The sequence below is a fragment of the Nocardia cyriacigeorgica genome (assembly GCF_010858045.1).
Lineage (GTDB): Bacteria > Actinomycetota > Actinomycetes > Mycobacteriales > Mycobacteriaceae > Nocardia > Nocardia cyriacigeorgica_E.
The window spans coordinates 1-285 of the sequence record NZ_JAAGVC010000350.1 but is presented as its reverse complement, the minus strand read 5'-3'; the positions used below and the strand labels follow the sequence as shown (position 1 = coordinate 285).

The window sequence follows — 285 nt, the reverse complement described above, 5'->3', positions numbered from 1 at the left end:
GATATGGACAAGGGCCCCGGTCCGAAGACCCGAGGCCCTATCCAACCATTGCGCACCCCGTCAGCGCACGGGGCGTGCCGGACTATCCATCAAGCCGGAACGACAACCACATGCCGGTTCGGCTCCACGCCCTCACTCTCGCTCGCGACGCCATCGACAGCCGCAACAGCGTCGTGGACGATCTTGCGCTCGAACGGCGTCATCGGCGCCAACGATTCAGGTGCGCCGGATTCCTGCACGCGCTTCGCTGCCGCAGTCCCGAGCGCGCTCAGCTCTTCGCGACGC

At 66.7% G+C, this 285-nt stretch carries 1 protein-coding gene; it reads right to left on the bottom strand.

Features of this window, described 5'->3' with window-relative positions; genetic code table 11:
• Window positions 1-89 precede the first annotated feature (89 nt).
• On the bottom strand, window positions 90-285 hold a 196-nt coding region (locus GV790_RS30005), incomplete at its 5' end, for a Jag family protein (RefSeq protein ID WP_306043473.1).